Source organism: Streptomyces sp. A18 (assembly GCF_059026065.1).
This window is the reverse complement of sequence record NZ_JBWLKL010000109.1, coordinates 1-2,584: the sequence shown is the minus strand read 5'-3', so window position 1 is coordinate 2,584 and position 2,584 is coordinate 1. Positions and strand designations below refer to the sequence as shown.

Here is a 2,584-nt window from a genome sequence, read left to right as displayed (position 1 = left end):
GGTCTCCTCCAAGCACCGCATCCGAAAGGGGGCCCATGCGCAGCAGCGCACGAAGGCGTAGGAGATTCCGCAGAGTCCCGGGAGGCTGACGCCTGTCGTCGCCGATCGGCTCAGCAGCCGAAAGGATTCTGCGGTAGACCCGTGCCCGGTTCTGAGCCGGGCACGGCCTCCGCCGCCCTGACCAACTACACCCGCCAGTCCCGCCGGCCGCGGCACGCGGCAGCGCCGGTCGGCCCGCCCGGAGGCTCCGTCGGGCCGAAGCGAACTCTCTCAGGGCATGTGGGCCTCCTCGTGGGCAAGAGCGAGCCCGGCGAGCCGATCACCGGCACGCCGTGCGCGAGTTGTACGAGGAGACCGCTCTGTCCGTGAAGCCGGAGTCGCTGGAGGCCGCCACTCCCTGCGACGTCGACTCGTCCATCCTGGCCGGACACGGCTTCATCGACCCGCCGTTCGCCCTCGGCCACGAGTGTGTCGCCAGGGTCGTCGAGACCGGCACCGCCGTTGGCCGGTGGACCTGACGATGATGCCCGAGCACCGGCGTGGGCACGGCGCGCTGTACGGAGCTCCTCTGGGGGCATGTCGGGCATGCTTCCAATAGATCTCCACCGTTGGGCGCCGACTCTGTTGAAGGCGACGCCCTTGCACCGGCCTGTGCCTGCGGGGACACTTGTCCAATGTTCCGAAAGCAGAAAGTGGTTGGAGACCCGCATGTCGCGCGGTCTATGAGGAAGGCACTTCGTGAATCCGAACTGAGGGGCAAGGATGCGATCGATTTTGCAGGATGGTACGCATACAGTCTTTTCGATCCGCGTCGGCAGAGGATCATCGGCGAAGAGCGATTTCGTCGCGGCGGATACGATATCGGTCTAACGGTGGATGTCGGCGACTTCGAGACTCTCACGAAACGCGCAACTCTCATTTCGAACACACTTCTTTTATCGCATGGTTGGGAATCGCCATTTACCGAGGTGGCGGTATATGAAGCGAGCAGGAATAGCTATACGTCGATTAATCCGGGAAGTTCCGGCATGCGGCCCTTGAATTGGGAGGACAGACGGGGCGATGCGCGGAGAATCTATTGTGGAATTCACTGCCCAAACTTTGAGGCCCTAGGAAGCTGGCTTATAAGCGCGCAACCCTTGATGAAGGCTGGACTCGTCTGGTATCTGCCCAGTTACTCTATGCAAGAGGAAGGAACCGCCTCGGGGGAGAGGCAGCCGAGGGAGCAATTGCGCCAACATGACGCCGTTGACTACATCATCAGGAATGGAAGGCTGATCGACCCTTCCGAGACGGCGCCCGGAACTTCTGTGCTGCGGGATCGAGTGAGAGACCGTTTGGTTCGGCCCATTGTCCACATTGACCTTCCGTTCCTTGAGGGTGTATCCCTTGACGAGTTCTCCAAAATCACTGTGGACGAGTTCGAATCTTATAAAGGTTTCCGCAATTTTCTTCGAGCCAGCCTGTTAGGCGTAGAAGATGCCCTAAACGCTGAGCAAACACAGGTAGAGCTAGCTAAGATCACGCTCCAAATAGAAGATCAAGTACGGTCGGTTAGGGCCGAATATCTTTCTACTCAACGAAAGCAAACTTTGGCAGCGTCAGGAGCAGTAGCGTCGACCGTTTCGGCATTCCTTATTGCCGTGAACGGCGGGATCCTGGAAAAACTACTCCCGATCCTTGGCCTGACTGCCGCAGGAACCTTCTGGGGAGCCATATCCGCGAGGATCGAGAACGGTAACCGGATCATTAGGAGCGGCAACTGGTACTACGTGTGGGTGCTATCAAAAAGGAGTGAAGCAATGTGGTAGAAGCCTGATACCCCCTGGCCCCGCATTCGAATCCGTTGCCCGACTGCGCGCGCCGCCGTCCGATCGCGAGCTCGACGCGCAGGTCAGCCTGTGCGTTACCTGAGTATGGGAAGAAAGAGTCAGACCCGGAGGTCAGTCAGGGGTAAGAAGCCGAAGGGCCGGAGCTGGCGGGACGTGCCGATCACGTCAGGGCCCGTGCATCCCCTGGTCCTGCGTGAGGAAGCGGAAGCGATCAACGGTCGCCTCTACCCTCCCACCCTGCGGATCCGCATGGAGGAGACCGGAGCTCGTGGCCCTCGATGCCATCGCGACCATGTGCGCTGTCGCAGAGGGACGAATCACTGGTACCGACGCCCGCCATCTATCAGCATTGATCGCCAGCGCCGAGGAAGTCGCCGGCCTGCTGTCTCGTGACGAGATGGATCTGGACGAGTACATGGCCTCGCATGCCCGGCTGTTCCGCGGCGGGTTCATCGGATACGACGAACAGGGCGGGTTCCTCTCCGAGCGAGCAGCGGATCCTTCCGCGCTCTCCACGCTCGCTTAGAGGGCATCTGATCTGGATTACTGGTATTTAGAGATGATTGTGTGACTGTCGGCGTTGGTCTTCGTTATCCGAGACGTGAGTGTTCGTCGCCCGTATCGCAGTGATGTGTCCGACGCCCGCTGGGCCTTGATCGAACCGGTCTTCACCGACTGGCGGATGAGACGGACCGGGCCGGGCACGGCCGCCCGGGTGCACGACCTGCGGGAGATCGTCAACGCCATCCTCT

2 protein-coding genes and 2 pseudogenes are annotated in these 2,584 nt (G+C 60.8%); all 4 read left to right on the top strand.

Features of this window, described 5'->3' with window-relative positions; genetic code table 11:
- Positions 1-386 precede the first annotated feature (386 nt).
- Positions 387-503: pseudogene (locus tag AC5P1C_RS43600) on the top strand (zinc-dependent alcohol dehydrogenase); the annotation flags it as partial.
- A 171-nt stretch (positions 504-674) separates the two neighbouring features.
- A complete protein-coding gene (locus tag AC5P1C_RS43595) occupies positions 675-1,811 on the top strand; it encodes a hypothetical protein (RefSeq protein WP_493871561.1) in 1,137 nt (378 codons plus the stop codon).
- Positions 1,812-2,100: 289 nt separating this feature from the next.
- Positions 2,101-2,358 carry a hypothetical protein gene (locus tag AC5P1C_RS43590; protein ID WP_493871560.1) on the top strand — a complete coding sequence of 86 codons (258 nt, stop codon included), beginning with the start codon at positions 2,101-2,103 and terminating at the stop codon, positions 2,356-2,358.
- A gap of 75 nt (positions 2,359-2,433) precedes the next feature.
- Positions 2,434-2,584 (top strand): annotated as a pseudogene (locus tag AC5P1C_RS43585) (IS5 family transposase); the annotation flags it as partial.

Coding starts and splice junctions, on each gene's coding strand:
- AC5P1C_RS43595 (WP_493871561.1), top strand. CDS start 675: ATGTTCCGAAAGCAGAAAGTGGTTGGAGACCCGCATGTCGCGCGGTCT.